This window comes from Entomomonas sp. E7T21 (assembly GCF_058693955.1).
In genome coordinates, this window is the sequence record NZ_CP191672.1 from 2,494,666 (window position 1) to 2,510,351 (window position 15,686).

13 protein-coding genes are annotated in these 15,686 nt (G+C 35.2%); 7 read left to right on the forward strand and 6 right to left on the reverse strand.

The genetic code is table 11. The features are described from left to right. Positions 1-206: 206 nt before the first annotated feature. From topA to ACQVD9_RS11830, 3 genes are all read right to left on the reverse strand, one after another. Positions 207-2,816, reverse strand: coding sequence for a type I DNA topoisomerase (gene topA, locus ACQVD9_RS11820; RefSeq protein WP_264746154.1), 2,610 nt, complete (start codon positions 2,814-2,816; stop codon positions 207-209). A 118-nt stretch (positions 2,817-2,934) separates the two neighbouring features. After that, a complete protein-coding gene (locus tag ACQVD9_RS11825; protein WP_264746155.1) occupies positions 2,935-3,381 on the reverse strand; it encodes a hypothetical protein in 447 nt (148 codons plus the stop codon). An 85-nt stretch (positions 3,382-3,466) separates the two neighbouring features. Next, entirely contained in the window at positions 3,467-4,213 is a 747-nt protein-coding gene (locus ACQVD9_RS11830; RefSeq protein ID WP_264746156.1) for a disulfide isomerase DsbC N-terminal domain-containing protein, read from the reverse strand. A gap of 287 nt (positions 4,214-4,500) precedes the next feature. On the opposite strand from ACQVD9_RS11830, the gene ACQVD9_RS11835 reads away from it, so the two are divergent. From ACQVD9_RS11835 to ACQVD9_RS11845, 3 genes are all read left to right on the forward strand, one after another. Next, positions 4,501-6,345: an SLC13 family permease gene (locus tag ACQVD9_RS11835; RefSeq protein ID WP_264747895.1), complete on the forward strand. Its 1,845-nt coding sequence runs from the start codon at positions 4,501-4,503 to the stop codon at positions 6,343-6,345. 11 nt (positions 6,346-6,356) lie between these two features. Next, positions 6,357-7,364 (forward strand): nucleoid-associated protein YejK, encoded by a 1,008-nt coding sequence (gene yejK, locus ACQVD9_RS11840; protein WP_264746157.1) that lies wholly within the window; start codon positions 6,357-6,359, stop codon positions 7,362-7,364. Positions 7,365-7,603: 239 nt separating this feature from the next. Continuing rightward, positions 7,604-8,488: an esterase/lipase family protein gene (locus ACQVD9_RS11845; RefSeq protein WP_264746158.1), complete on the forward strand. Its 885-nt coding sequence runs from the start codon at positions 7,604-7,606 to the stop codon at positions 8,486-8,488. 44 nt (positions 8,489-8,532) lie between these two features. Here the strand turns inward: ACQVD9_RS11845 and ACQVD9_RS11850 are convergent, their stop codons facing one another. From ACQVD9_RS11850 to ACQVD9_RS11860, 3 genes are all read right to left on the reverse strand, one after another. Continuing rightward, complete coding sequence (locus tag ACQVD9_RS11850) at positions 8,533-10,125, reverse strand: peptide chain release factor 3 (protein ID WP_264746159.1); 1,593 nt, start codon at positions 10,123-10,125, stop codon at positions 8,533-8,535. A 62-nt stretch (positions 10,126-10,187) separates the two neighbouring features. Continuing rightward, on the reverse strand, positions 10,188-11,192 hold the full coding sequence (dusA, locus tag ACQVD9_RS11855; protein WP_264746160.1) for a tRNA dihydrouridine(20/20a) synthase DusA: 1,005 nt from the start codon (positions 11,190-11,192) through the stop codon (positions 10,188-10,190). 164 nt (positions 11,193-11,356) lie between these two features. After that, positions 11,357-11,719 carry a hypothetical protein gene (locus ACQVD9_RS11860; RefSeq protein WP_264746161.1) on the reverse strand — a complete coding sequence of 121 codons (363 nt, stop codon included), beginning with the start codon at positions 11,717-11,719 and terminating at the stop codon, positions 11,357-11,359. Positions 11,720-11,907: 188 nt separating this feature from the next. On the opposite strand from ACQVD9_RS11860, the gene ACQVD9_RS11865 reads away from it, so the two are divergent. The 4 genes from ACQVD9_RS11865 (at position 11,908) to ACQVD9_RS11880 (ending at position 15,592) form a co-directional block, all read left to right on the forward strand. Then, positions 11,908-12,900, forward strand: a complete 993-nt coding sequence (locus tag ACQVD9_RS11865; protein ID WP_264746162.1) for a zinc-binding dehydrogenase — start codon at positions 11,908-11,910, stop codon at positions 12,898-12,900. 107 nt (positions 12,901-13,007) lie between these two features. After that, positions 13,008-13,313: a hypothetical protein gene (locus ACQVD9_RS11870; protein ID WP_264746163.1), complete on the forward strand. Its 306-nt coding sequence runs from the start codon at positions 13,008-13,010 to the stop codon at positions 13,311-13,313. 27 nt (positions 13,314-13,340) lie between these two features. After that, a complete protein-coding gene (locus tag ACQVD9_RS11875) occupies positions 13,341-14,327 on the forward strand; it encodes a toxin-antitoxin system YwqK family antitoxin (protein WP_264746164.1) in 987 nt (328 codons plus the stop codon). Positions 14,328-14,413: 86 nt separating this feature from the next. Then, complete coding sequence (locus ACQVD9_RS11880; protein ID WP_264746165.1) at positions 14,414-15,592, forward strand: toxin-antitoxin system YwqK family antitoxin; 1,179 nt, start codon at positions 14,414-14,416, stop codon at positions 15,590-15,592. Positions 15,593-15,686 lie beyond the last annotated feature (94 nt).

Consider the following 15,686-nt stretch of genomic DNA (forward strand, 5'->3'; position numbering starts at 1 on the left):
ATAAATAAAAACTCGCTATTAACAGGTCATCTATTGATCTAAGTTACCAAATTAACTAGCACCTATTAAAAAACTATTTATAAACAAACACAATAAAATCAATATAACTAACAGTTTATATTATAAATATATTGTTATTCAACTACTATAACACTGAAATATAATAATATTAGAGAATATTAATAATTTATTCTCTAATTTCAAAGTTACTTTTTAGTCGTAGCTTTATCAGTAACTAGCCACTTCTTACCATCATAAAAAGCTTTCCAACCTGTTGGTTTACCATTTATTTCTGTTTGTACATATTGCTCTTTAGTTTTTCTACTAAAACGAATTATGCTAAAGTTTCCATCTGGATCTTTAACAGGAGCATCGCAAAGGTAGTGGTATTTAGGGTCAATCTCTGCTTTATGAGGAATTAACTCTTTAACTAAAGGCGCTCTTGTTTCACGCTTTCTAGGAAATTGACTAGCAGCTAAAAATAATCCTGAAGCACCATCACGTAACACATAAGTGTCATCAACTTTTTCGCACTTAAGTTCAGGCATGGGTACTGCATCCATTTTAGGTGGTGCAGGTTGGCCATTCGCTAATAACTTACGGGTATTTTTACAGTCAGCATTGGTACAAGCAAAGAATTTTCCAAAACGTCCCGTTTTTAACTGCATTTCACTACCACAGCGATCACATTCTAATACAGGCCCTTCATAACCTTTAATCTTAAAACTACCCTCTTCAATCTGATAGCCATCACAATCAGGGTTATTACCACAAATATGCAGCTTGTGATGTTCATCCATTAAATAAGCATCCATAGCTGTACCACACTTAGGACAACGATGCTTATTATGCAATACTCGAGCTTCTGACTCTCCCTCGTCATCTTGGGCAATTTCATCACCAGGAATCAAATTAATCGTTGCTTTACAACGTTCCTTAGGTGGCAGGTTATACCCTGAACAGCCTAAAAAAACACCTGTTGAAGCAGTACGGATCATCATATCCCGACCGCACTCTTTACATTTAATTAAAGGGGTTAAAGTAGGTGTATTGGCTCGCATGCCTTCATCTGACTGCTCTGCCTTCTCCAATTTTTGACTAAACCCCTTATAAAAGCTATCTAGTAGCTTTTTCCAAGGCATGTCACCTTCTGCAATCTGGTCAAGATTTTCTTCCATATGAGCTGTAAAGTTGTAATCCATTAAATCATCAAAACTTTCTGTTAAGCGCTCAGTAACAATATCTCCCATCTTTTCTGCATAAAAACGACGATTATGTAAAGTGACATAACCACGTTCTTGAATAGTAGAAATAATAGATGCATAAGTAGAAGGACGACCAATTCCACGCTTTTCTAACTCTTTTACTAAACTTGCTTCAGAATAACGGGGAGCAGGTTTAGTAAAATGTTGTGATGGATTTAGTTTAATTAATTGCAGTATTTCACCTTCACTGATAGCTGGTAACACCTGATCTTCCGATGTTTTACCTACAGCAGCAAGTACTTTTGTATAACCATCAAATTTAAGTATACGGCCTTTAGCCTTTAACTCAAAATCTCCAGCTTCAACAGTGACTGTTGTAGATAAATACTCTGCAGGAGGCATTTGACAAGCAACAAACTGACACCAAATTAACTCATAGAGACGTTCAGCATCACGCTCCATACCTGATAACTGAGTAGCTCGCAAATTAACATCTGACGGACGAATAGCCTCATGAGCTTCTTGTGCATTATTTTTACTAGAATAAGTAATAGCCTTAGCAGGTAAATATTTTTTACCAAACTCACTATCAATATAGCCGCGCACCATATCAATAGCATCCGCAGATAAATTAGTTGAATCCGTACGCATATAGGTAATATAACCCGCTTCATATAAGCGTTGCGCCATCATCATTGTTTTCTTAACCGAAAAACCTAAACGGGTACTTGCAGCCTGCTGCAAAGTAGAAGTAATAAAAGGTGCCGTTGGCTTACTACTAGTAGGTTTATCTTCACGTTTAACAACTTTATAAGCTGCTTTTTCTAAAAGCTGTAAAGCTTTATCAGCTTGCTCTTTATTAGTGGGACGAAATGCTTGGCCTAGCTGTTTCACAACTTCAAAATTGATATTTTCTTTTTTTGCTGTTGCCAAATCAGCCACAATTTGCCAGAACTCTTCAGGAATAAAAGCACGGATTTCCCTTTCTCGCTCAACAATTAAGCGAACAGCTACTGACTGTACACGCCCTGCTGACAAACCACGAGCAATTTTTTGCCATAACAATGGCGAAATCATAAAACCTACAACACGGTCTAAAAAGCGACGTGCTTGTTGTGCATTAACTCGATTAAGATCTAATTCACCAGGTTCAGCAAATGCACTTTGAATAGCTTTCTGAGTAATCTCATTAAAAACTACTCGCTTATAGCGGCTATCATCACCACCGATAGCCTCTCTTAAATGCCATGCAATAGCTTCTCCCTCTCTATCCAAGTCGGTAGCTAGATAGATAGTATCAGCTTCTTTTGCTAATTTTTTTAGCTCATCTACTACTTTTTCTTTGCCTGGTAGAATCTCATAATGAGCTTTCCAACCATGCTCTGGATTCACACCCATACGCTTAAATAATTGTTGCTTGGCTCGTTCTTTAGGCGACACGCTAGTATCTGCTACCTTCTTTCCCTTGGCCGTTGCGGCTACTTTAGTAGTCCCTGTAGGCAGATCACGAATATGACCAATACTTGATTTAACAATATATTGATTGCCTAAATATTTATTAATCGTTTTAGCCTTAGCTGGAGATTCTACAATGACCAGTGACTTACCCATATAACTATTGTTTCCTTGGAGGTTAATCTATATTAAAAGTGATAATAAAAGCCGTTTACTATTTATAGTGTTATCACACTCTTTAATAAATAGTAAATAGACATACGGATACTTTAACTTAATTAGTTGATTCTACTTGACTTTTTATTCTCAAGATTTTAAACCCAATTATAGCCCTAAGTAGTAATGCTGTTGCCAAAATAAATGGATAATACCAAGCATCATCATTCAACTGTAAAATATTTTCTTCAAAAGGATGCATTAAATAGAACTGATAATAAATTACAGCACCAGCAATATAGCCTATAAAGATTGAAAGTGGATAACGCCACACTTGGTATTGAAGTAACATAATCAATCCCAATGTTGATAAGGCAAATAACAATAAACCAATTCCAACAGTAATTGTTAAAACTGGTTCATGGGAAAGTATCGATAACAATTCAGAAACCTGATCAACCGTAACTGTATGAAACTGATAGAAAAACATAATACTTAATGCCCCAGCACCTACTGCTATCACCAATAACAGCAAACGGAGAATAAAGCGAATCCACTTAATCACAAGACAATCCAAATCTTTTATGAAACATTCCAATAAAAGTACTAAAATGCATTCATTTTAGTACAAACTTTTAAAACAAAAAATATTATTTAGTGGAAGGTCTTGCTGCTAATGCTTCATTAATTAATTGAGGTGTTGGTTGGTAACCTGGAATTATATGACCATTTTCTAAAATAATAGCAGGTGTTCCTCTAATACCTATTTTTTGACCTAATACATATTGCTCAACAATGGGGGTATTACATTTTTTAACACTTTTCACAGGAATTTCTTGCATTAATTGATTCATAGCTTCTTGTTGGTTATCTGAGCACCATACTTTTTGTAGCTCCTCAAAACCACGTGAAGCAAAACCTTCACGAGGGAAAGCCAAGTAACGTACCTCTATACCACGTTCATTTAATGCTGGCACACCTTCATGTAATCGATGGCAATAAGGACAACTTGTATCTGTAAAGATAGTAACGTGTGTTTTAGGTTGATTATCTTTTGCCTTAAACACAACCATTGACGATTTATCAATGTTATTAATTAAATTAGCAACAAACTTTTCTTCAGTTTCCAATGTAAGATTTTTTGGTGTTTTATCATTTAACTCAAATAAATACCCTTGAATAAGGTATTTACCATCTTCTGACATATAGAAAACTTTACCACTATCTACTTGAATTTGATAAAAACCTTGTATAGGGCTTTTACCAACTTCTTTAACAACAACATCAGGTAGCATGGTCTTAAATTTATTTTCTACTGTTTTCTCTGCTGCATTAGCTAGACCTGTAAAAACAGCCAAACTAACTGTTAATCCTAGTAATACTTTCTTTAACAACATTCATTAGTCCTCATATCAATGACAAATTCAAGCTACCTTGCTTCAAAACTTAACTCTCAGATTACTACATATTTTCATAAAAACGCAAAGTATTCCATATTCAATCATAATCAGCTAGTTGCTTTTACAACTTAATATGTCTTATTGCAAACAAAAACACACATTCATATGTCGTTTGCTGCAGAAAAATAGCATCCTAATATAATTAAACTACCATAGATACTGAAAACAGTATAATATCCATTAGTTTGTCTAATTTTTTGTTACAAGATGCAGATACTGTCACTATGAATATCGATTTAATTGTTGTGCTTTGCCTGTTAGCAATAGCCATCGTTGCTTTTATGATGAATAAGCCTCGCATGGACTTTGTAGCATTAACAGTTATTGTTGTTTTTCCATTAACAGGCATTTTAACTGTTAATGAAACTTTATCAGGCTTTAGTGATAGCAGTATTATTTTAATTGCTGCTTTCTTTGTTATTGGAGAAAGCTTAGTACGTACGGGAATAGCCTATAGTGTTGGCGAATGGCTAATTAAACAAGCCAGAAATAGTGAAACTCGACTTATAGTATTACTGATGGGTTCTGTTGCTCTGTTGGGTTCTGTTATGAGCTCTACAGGTATAGTAGCCATTTTTATTCCTATTGTTCTAAGCATTGCCAGCCACATGAAAGCTGACCCTAAACGGTTGATGATGCCACTTAGTTTTGCCGCCTTAATCAGTGGTATGTTAACGCTCGTTGCTACCGCACCCAACTTAGTTGTTAGCAGTAAATTAGAAGAAATGGGATTTGAAGCATTTAGCTTTTTCTCTTTTACGCCTATTGGCTTAATTATTCTTTTTGTGGGCATTGGTTACATGCTCTTTGCCCGTCGTTTATTAGTAGCTCCAAAAGATTCTGAAGTTTTATCCAACACCGGTAAACGTAACCTAACGGATTTAATTAGAGATTATAAGCTATCTGGTAGAAATAGAAGGCTTCGTGTCAATTCAGGCTCGCTAATGATTGGTAAAACCATTGAAGAACTACAACTTAGGGCTCGCTTTGGAGCTAATATCATTGGCGTTGAAAGAGAAAAACGAATCACTCATAAAGTACTAGATGCTTCCTCTAACTTAGAAATTAAAATGGGAGATATTTTACTAGTAGATTTCTTTTATAAAGAAACGGTTGATGACTTTTGTAATGCTTTTCAACTCACTAAATTAGCCTTTAAAGGTGACTATTTTACTGACCAATCTCGCTCTATTGGTATGGCTGAAGTTTCCCTCCCCCCTGAATCAAAATTAATTGGTAAAAATATTCTAGAAATAGGATTCCGTTCCACTTATCGACTTAATGTTGTTGGTTTACGACGCAATGGCGAGTCCTTAGAAAATGATATTACTAATGAAAGTTTAAAATTAGGTGATACCTTACTAGTAATAGGTACATGGAAAGCGATTAAGAATCTACAAACACATAACCAAGATTTCTTAGTACTCAGTTTACCCGCAGAAATTGATAATGTTGCTCCTGCTTTAAGTAAAGCACCTTATGCCATTATTGCTTTATTAATTACTGTTGGTCTAATGATTAGTGGCTTTTTCCCCAACGTTATTGTTGCGCTGCTAGGCTGTTTACTAATGGGTGCATTTCGTTGTATTGATATGGATAGTGCTTATAAATCAATTCATTGGCAAAGTCTTATCCTTATTGTGGGCATGTTTCCTTTCGCTGCTGCTTTACAAAAAACAGGGGGCGTAGATTTAGCCGTATCAGGTCTATTAAGTGTGGTAGGCAACTCTAATCCTCATTTATTAATTGGTGCACTATTTGCCTTAACAGCTATTATTGGTTTATTTATCTCCAATACAGCCACAGCCATTTTACTTGCTCCAATTGCTATTAATGCTGCACAACATGTTGGTGCATCGCCCTATCCATTTGCCATGACCATTGCCATTGCTGCCTCTGCTGCATTTATGACACCTGTTTCATCACCTGTAAATACATTAGTAGTGGGGCCTGGCCGCTATAAATTTATGGATTTTATTAAAATAGGGGTACCCTTTACTATACTTGTTATGATAATTTGTATTATCTTTGTACCCATATTATTCCCTTTACACCCTAATCTTTCATAAATGAGAAAACTATGCCTATTTACCATAGCATTGTCCATTTAATTGATAAAAAGCCAGATGGCACACCTGCTACTCTGCATGCTAGTGAGCATGAATTAAAAGAATCCTCTGCTTTAGAAAACCTACTGACAGACTTAAACGAAAGTTATAATGCTAAGCCAAATAAAGCATGGGGTTACTTCCATGAAGAATCAGGTGCTTATCCTTTTAGTGGTTGGCTAACAGGTTACTTAGAACAGCAACAAAACTTTATAGAGTTTAGTAAACAAGCAACCGAACACCTACAAAAATTAATGGAAGAATCAAATCTTTCAATGGGTGGCTATGTGTTGATTGCCCATTATCAACAAGGAATGACTGACTACTTAACTATTACTCTTTTACACCATACCAAGGGGGTTGCTGTTAATGATAGTCTAGAGGTTACAGAAGCTAAACACCTTGATTTATCACAATTGCATTTAGCAGCTCGGATTAACCTATCTGAGTGGCAGAATAATAAGCAATCCAAACAATATATTTCTTTCATTCGTGGTAAAAATGGAAAAAAAGTATCTGATTACTTCCGTGATTTTATTGGTTGCCAAGAAGGTGTAGATGCACCCAGTGAAACACGTACTTTACTAAAAGCTTTTAGTGACTATGTAGAAGATGAAGATTATTCTGAAGATCAGACTAAGCAAAAGACTGATACACTAGTCAGTTACGCCAGCACTCAAGCCAGATTAGGTGAAGCGATTTCCTTAGATGAGCTTTCTGAACTAATGAATGAAGAAACACCTAAAGCTTTTTACGATTATATTCGTAATAAAGACTATGGACTTTCACCTGCCATTCCACCAGACAAACGTACCTTAAACCAATTTAGACGTTTTACTGGTCGTGCTGAAGGGCTTTCTATTAGCTTTGAGGCACACTTGTTAGGTTCGCGTATTGAATATGATGAAGCGAACGATACTTTGTTGATTCATCAAGTACCCACCAAATTAAAAGATCAATTAAAGCGTAATTCTAAGTAACAAACCACTTCCCTTATAAGATCGAAGTTGCTATCAAATAGTAATTTCAATCTTTTACTAGCATAAGTTATTGCCCTAGCAAAAAGTATTTTCCACCTCAAAATAATATAATATGCCTAAGTAACAATAAGGTATTAAAAATACTTTTTATTACTTACAAACCAATATCAATTTGCTTATTGGTTAGAGCTACTAGATAGCCTTTTATGTAAATTAATTACAACTATCTAGGAGATTCTATGTTCAGTAAAAAAGCTAAAACCAAATACCCAATCGTGTTAGTACATGGTTTATTTGGCTTCAGTCGCATTGCAGGTTATCCGTACTTTTTCAATATTCCAGCTACCTTAAGAAGACACGGTGCTACCGTGTTTATTCCCACGGTATCTGCTACCAATACTACTGAAGAACGTGGTGAACAACTATTGGCTGAAGTACACAAAATTTTAAAGAAAACAGGTGCTAAAAAAGTCAATCTAATCGGTCATAGCCAAGGCGCCCCCACTTCTCGTTACGTTGCTGGGGAACATCCAGAGTTGGTGGCTTCGGTTACCTCCGTAAGTGGCGTTAACTTCGGTTCAGAAATAGCTGATTTAGTAATGGATGCCCTACAGTGCAAATTGCCAACAGAAATTGCTAATTTAGTGGTAAGCACTTTTGGCTCATTAATATCTTTATTAAGTGGCAAACCCTTTGCACCACAAGATGCACTGGGCTCACTAACCAGTTTAACCACTGAAGGCACAGCCGCTTTTAATAAAAAATACCCGTATGGTTTACCAACCACTTGGGGCGGTGAAGGTAAAGAGCTTGAAAGTAATGGCGTACGTTACTATTCATGGGGAGGTATCATTAAGAAAAATCTTATTAACGAAGGCTTAAATCATGTCGATCCAACCCATGTTTTATTACTAGTGCTTAGTTCACTTTTCAAAAAAGAAGCCCATCAAAATGATGGCTTAGTGGGTCGTTTTAGTATGCATTTAGGAAAAGTAATAGGTACTGATTTCCAAATGGATCATGCTGATACTATTAATCAAGTTGCGGGGGTTCATCCTATTACCCCTGATCCAGTAGATTTATACGTTGCACATGCGGCACGTTTAAAAGCTAAAGGGTTGTAAACCAGTCAAAAAAGGCACTAAGATTATTAGTGCCTTTTTCGTTATTAGTGATGTTCGCGAGTAGCCCTAAACTTAATATCAGGCCAACGTTCTTCCATTAAACTTAAATTAACACGTGTAGGTGCTAAATAAGTTAGATGTCCACCACCATCAATCGCTAAGTTATCAGTTGCTTTAATCTTGAACTCTTCAAGTTTTTTCTTATCGTCACATTCAATCCAACGTGCCGACCAAACATTGACTGCTTCATACAAACATTCTACTTTGTACTCTTCTTTTAAACGGCTAGCTACCACATCAAACTGCAACACCCCCACAGCACCAAGAATAATGTCATTATTACGTTCTGGGAAGAAAACTTGGGTTGCTCCCTCTTCTGCTAATTCTTGTAAGCCTTGACGAAGCTGTTTAGATTTTAATGGGTCTTTTAAACGTACGCGACGGAATAATTCTGGAGCAAAGTGCGGAATACCTGTAAAACTTAGCTTTTCACCTTCAGTAAAGGTATCACCAATTTGAATAGTACCGTGATTGTGTAAACCAATAATATCACCACCCCATGCTTCTTCTAACTGTTCACGCTCAGAAGAGAAAAAAGTTAGGGCATCCGAAATTTTTAAATCTTTACCAATGCGAGAATGATACATTTTCATGCCTTTTTGGTAACGACCTGAACAAATACGCATAAACGCAATACGATCACGATGCTTAGGATCCATATTAGCTTGAATTTTAAACACAAACCCAGTAAATTTTTCTTCAGTTGGCACTACTTCACGCTCATTAGCCATGCGTGATAATGGCAATGGTGCCCAATCGACTACTGCATCTAATACTTGATCTACACCAAAATTACCCAATGCAGTACCAAAGAAAACAGGAGTCATTTTACCTTCCAAAAAGGCTTGTTTATCAAACTTATGACAAGCTCCCTGAACCAATTCTAACTGTTCTTTAAAGTCATCATATAAATCGCCTAAATGCTCACGTGCTTCATCTGTATCTAAGCCACTAATAACTCTATTTTCAATACGCTCGTGGCCATGACCTGCAGTATAGGTAATAATTTTATCTTCAGTAAGATGATAAACACCTTTAAAATCACGATAACAGCCAATAGGCCAAGTAATAGGAGCCGCTTTAATTTTTAAAACAGCTTCAATTTCGTCTAATAGCTCAATAGGATCACGAATATCACGGTCTAATTTGTTAATAAAACTAACAATAGGTGTATCACGTAAACGACATACTTCCATTAAAGCAATAGTACGTGGTTCAACCCCTTTACCACCATCTAACACCATTAACGCACTATCCACTGCAGTTAAAGTACGATAAGTATCTTCTGAAAAGTCCTCATGGCCTGGTGTATCGAGCAAGTTAATCATATGCTCACGATAAGGAAATTGCATTACTGAGGTAGTAATAGAGATACCCCGTTGCTTTTCCATTTCCATCCAATCGGAAGTAGCATGACGATCAGACTTTCTCGCCTTAACAGTACCCGCCACACTAATAGCTTGCCCCATTAGCAATAACTTTTCAGTAATGGTAGTTTTACCCGCATCAGGATGGGAAATAATGGCAAAAGTACGGCGTTTTTCAACTTCGTTTTTTAGTTCAGTGGCAAATGACATAATAGGTAAAATTCTTTGAGCTTATAAAAGGTGCGCTATTTTCGCTTATCTTAATTCAATACTCAACCATTTAGCTCTGTTGACTGCAAATAAGCTAAAACTTGAGCAAATATCTTAGCAGGATCTTCTTTATGAATATCTGCAGATAACAGTTGTCGAATACGTCTAGAACCAGGAAATCCTTGAGCAATGCCTAATAGATGGCGACTAATATGTTGTACTACGCCACCCTGAGCGACATGTTGCTCAATATAAGGCAACATTCTTAAAAAAGCATCTGAACGAGCAATAACGGATTCATCACTAGCAAACAACTGTTGATCTACCTGCGCCCATTCATAACAATTATGATAAGCTGCTCGACCCACCATCACACCATCAAAGATTTGCAGATGGTCATTGGCTTCCTGCATGGTATTAATACCACCGTTTAGAATAAAAACAGTATCTGGAAAATCTTTTTTAAGCTGTGCAGCTACTTCATAACGTAAAGGTGGAATATCTCGATTTTGTTTAGGAGAAAGCCCTTTTAAAATAGCTATACGTGCATGTACGATAAATCGTTGACAACCCGCTTCCACACTTTGCCCAACGAAATCTACTAGCTCACCATAACTCTCTCGACCATCAATGCCTATGCGATGTTTGATAGTAATAGGAATATCAACAGCATCTTGCATAGCCTTAAAGCAATCAGCCACTAATTTAGGATGTGCCATTAGACAAGCGCCAATTAAATTGTTTTGCACCCTATCACTAGGACAGCCTACATTAAGATTAACCTCATCATAGCGCCATTGTACCGCCATTTTGGCACATGCAGCTAACTCACTAGGAACACTTCCACCTAACTGCAAAGCAACTGGATGTTCTGCTTGGTTATAAGCTAAATACCTAGCTGCATCACCATAAAGCAATGCACCTGTGGTGATCATTTCGGTGTAAAGTAATGCATGTTTAGTTAAGCCCCGCATAAAATAGCGATAATGACGATCAGTCCAATCCAACATGGGGGCTACAGAAAAACGATAACTGGGTGGTAACTCAGTTGTTTGTGTTGCTGTCATCTATAAAATCTATCAAAAAATAATTATTAGTTTACTATAATTATTAACAACAATATAAATATCTTCATATTAGCTATTAATATTTTCTAACTAACACAGTAAACAAATATTTTTGCAGATAAATAATCAAAAAAACATAGTAATTTTAGAATAGGATAAAACTATTAATCTATTAAATTACCATTGTTATCGTAGGTATTAGAGCGCTTGCTATCGCTATTCTTTGCAGAAAATTCATCTGTTTTATAGTATTGCTTAGCTGTTCTATTAAATGTAATAAATTTAAAGACTATCCAAACCATCATAAAAACAAATAACCATATAGCCAACCAAAATAAAACGACTACTGCAGCTAATTTAACTACAAAAAACACAAGACGTGTAAGAGTATAACCAACACCTGATAACTTATTACGCATAGCACTGGCGATTTGTAGCTCTTGCGTTGCTACTTTCTCATAGCCACTGGTAAATATATTACGAATTTTCTGCCAAATAGATTGTGATGATTTGCTATAAGCTGTCATATTTTCCTAACTTCTACTAAATAGGTTGCTTCTTTTCTTTATTTTTAACATAAATCTACTAGTGAAAATAGTAGTTAACGTACTTAGTTACAATTTACCAGCCATTTATTAACGATATATCCACTATCATTGTTAGTTAAAGGATATCAATCCAATCAATAATTTTTTATCTAAATTTAGGAAATCAGATGATTACAGCAACAGAAGCTTGGCATTGGCAAAAAAGTGAAAATCCTGCTGATCTTATTTTACAAAACACTGCTATTCCTTCTTTAAAAGATGATCAAGTGTTAATTGAAAATCATGCTATTGGCATTAATCCTGTAGACTGGAAGCTAATGGCTGGCTTAAGTGACTCTTGGCAAAAAAACCAAATACCTGGTGTTGATGGTATGGGAGTTGTTGTTGCGGTAGGTAAGAATGCCAAGCATATACATTTAGACACACGCTACACTTACCATACAGACTTACGCTTTAATGGTAGCTTTAGTCGCCATACTATTGTTAGTGCTAAAGCATTAATCGCTGTACCTGATCAAATCAGTAATGAAACCGCGGCGGCATTCCCTTGTCCTGCTTTAACAGCATGGCAAGCATTACAGAAAACACCTAATCCACAAGCAGAAAATGTTTTAGTAAATGGTGCTGGTGGTGCTGTTGGTAGTATTTTGACGCAACTCCTAATTGATATAGGAGCGAAAGTTTATGTAACAGCTAGCCCCTCTCATCACGAAACATTTATCAACAAAGGGGTAATTAGTGCCTTTGATTATCGAGATACTGATTGGCAAAACAAATTACGTTCACAATTAGGCTCACAAAATATCTTTAGTATTTATGATACTGTTAATGGTAATAGTGCTAAATCTTTAGCTAATCTATTAGGCTATTATGGACATCTTATTTGTATACAGGATCGTATTGAGCAAGCTCCTCTACCACCTTTTACTACAAGCATCTCACTGCATGAAATAGCACTAGCTTCGATCCATGTACATGGCTCAGATAAACAATGGAGCAAATTAGTCACAGCGGGTGAGCAACTATTATTAAAAATAGCCAGAAATGAATTAACATTACCACAAATAGAAGTTATGAGTTTTACAGATATCCCGAAAGCACTAAATCTTCTAAAACAACAGAATAATGGTATTAAATATGTAGCGACAGTTAACAATTAATTATTTAATCTATATCTATTTTATTGTGAACTAAGCCAATTATATAATATTGATTATTATTCAATAATAAAATAATTTTAATTCAGTTTGTATGGCAGGAATTTTTAATGAAAACCCATCTTTATCCCGTAATACTCTGTTTATGTGTAACTAATGCTTTTGCTGATAATCTAAAACTCAACAATAAAGAACAGATGAAAGCCTATGCACTTAAACACTGCCAACTTGATAAATTAAAGGATTGTGACTGTATTGCCAATAATATGGTGGATACATTTACTGAAAAAGATTGGAAAATTTTTATTGCCGCTATTAATAAAGATGAATCCATAAAACAGCAAGTTTCAGAAAAGGATATTTTCAATTTTTCAGATAAAATGTATGAAACAACCATAAACTGTAGTATTGAATAATTTTCTGTCTGCATGATTAATATTAAGATGTATAAATTAGCTTTACTGCTAACTACCCTATTATTAGGATCTGCCACTAACCTTCTAGCAGAATCAAATGAGCCAACTGCAAATAAAACATATCAAGTAAACTCTATTATTAGTTATTATGACCATAATCGAAATCCTGCACCTTATAAAATACATAATGGTTTCTATCGCAAATACCTAGCAACATTAATTGATGGCCAAGTCGCTGTACAAGACTTTTATACTACTAATGATAATAAATATACTGATCCTTACCTACTAAAAGACAGCTCAACCATGCTTAATGGTTACCCTAAAAATATCAATGGCCCTTTTAAGCGTTGGTATATTAATGGCCAAAAATACAGTATAGGCACATTAAAAAATGGTAAAGCACAAGGAAAATCTATAACTTGGTATGAGAACGGTCAGAAACAACAAGAGGTTTATTACATTGATGGAGAAATAGAAGGTACCTCCATTTTATGGCATAAAAATGGCAATAAACAATTTGAAGGAAGTTATATTAAAGGAATACCAGAAGGTATTTGGCACAGTTGGTATGAAAATGGAAAGAAACAATATCAAGAAACCAGAAAATCTGGTAAAACACATGGCACTCTTTATATTTGGTATATAGATGGTCAAATCCAGGCAGAAGAAAATTATATAGACGATCAAAAAGAAGGAAAATTTACCTATTGGTCAAGAACAGGTAGCAAATTATCCGAAGCAAACTATAAAACAGGTGTATTACATGGTGATTTTACAGCTTGGCATAATAATGGAAACTTACGCCAACAAGGACAATATATAGAGGGAAATAAGCAAGGCAAATGGACTTACTGGTATGATAATGGCATAAAAAGTACAGAGTCCTTTTATAAAGATAATAAACTATCTGGATTATTTACTCATTGGGATAAAACAGGTAACAAAACCCAAGAAACGCTCTATGACAATGGACAGGCCAAAAACACTACTATCTTTAAAAAGAAGACATAATAACTATATATTTGACTTCTTTCTAATTACCTATCTAAATAGAGATATGTTAAGGTAATAAACAAATTTTTGGGGTAGATAATATTATGCGCTATTGGCTAATACCTGTATTGACCTTAACTTTATTAAATCCTTTAAAGCTCGTTATTGCAGAAGAAGCTGTTATTACCATAACAGAGCCTGCTCAATATAAAGAAAACTCTATTATTCAGTACTATGATGCAAAATGGCAGCCTACTGATAAAAAAGTTAATAATGGTTTCTATCGCAAATTTATTAAAAAAACACCTGGAGGCCATTTCGTTATACAAGATTTTTTTGCCAATAATAAAAAGCAAAGCGATCCTATTACCGTAATAGATAGTAATGAACTAACCACCATAGGTATTAAGAGTATTGATGGCCCTCTAGTGCTTTGGTATGCCAATGGTAAAAAATCCTCTGAAAAAAACTATAGCAATGGAACAGAAAATGGTGTTTACAATTTTTGGTATGAGAATGGTGAACTACAAGCAACTGGTCACTTTTCTGATGGTGTATTAGATGGCAAAACTAATGTTTGGTATGAAAATCAGCAAAAACATGCAACAGGTAATTTCATAAAAGGTAAAAAAGATGGTGTATGGCAATACTGGTATGAAAACGGACAGCTATCAGTAACAGAAAACTACGAAAATGGTAAAGCCATTGGTGATTTCAAAAAATGGTATAAAAATGGTCAAATGGAAATTGCAGGCCAATTTATTAATGGTCAAAAAGATGCTACATGGCAATATTGGTATGACAATGGCCAACAAGCTATTGAAGAAACTTACAAAAACGACTTACTTATTGGCCCTTCTAAAACTTGGTATAAAAGTGGTCAATTAGAGTCTGAAGGAAATTATGATAACAACCAAGAAACTGGACTGTGGCATTATTGGCATGAAAATGGTAAAAAAGCAATCGAAGCTAACTATCAAGGTGGGCGGTTAGATGGTCTCTCACAAAGTTGGTATGACAATGGACAACCAGAAAGTAAAGGGCACTATATCGCTAATAAACAAAATGGCATATGGACATTTTGGTTTGATAATGGACAAAAATACGCTGAAGGTGTCTTTAAAGATGATCTTTCTTCAGGCGTATGGAGTATTTGGAATAAAGAGGGGAAATTACGAGAAGAAATAACCTATGAAGATGGCAAGATAACTCATAAAAAATCTTATGAAGACAAATCTACTATAAAGCCTGATATCACAGAACTAACTGTACCAAAAAAATAGCATTACCATGATTTCATAATTCAGATAAAAATAATTACTAACAACCTTCTCTCACAAAGAAAAAACTTAGTATATCTAAAGATAATTATTGAAG